The organism is Bradyrhizobium sp. Mp27, assembly GCF_029953005.1.
Lineage (GTDB): Bacteria > Pseudomonadota > Alphaproteobacteria > Rhizobiales > Xanthobacteraceae > Bradyrhizobium > Bradyrhizobium barranii.
In genome coordinates, this window is the sequence record NZ_JASAUS010000753.1 from 1 (window position 1) to 259 (window position 259).

Sequence of the window (259 nt, forward strand, 5' to 3'; positions counted from 1 at the left end):
GGACCGCATAATTCACTTCCGCAACGGTTGGGGAAAGGCGCGCGGCATTGCGCAGACCCGCGCCAACCAATTCCCGGCCGACACCTCGGTCGACTGGCTCTTCGATCGCTCGGCGGCCGCGGCGAGACCCCGACGGCCTGGCCGGCGCACCCCGGCGGCGACAGGCTCGTCGGCTATGCCGGCGGCATCTCGCCCGAGAACATCCACGGCGTCATGTCGGTGCTCGAGCAGACCACCGGTCGCTACTGGATCGACATGG

At 69.1% G+C, this 259-nt stretch carries 1 pseudogene; it reads left to right on the forward strand.

Annotation, left to right across the window (positions count from 1 at the left end):
• Window positions 1-259: pseudogene (locus QJT78_RS52550) on the forward strand (hypothetical protein); the annotation flags it as partial.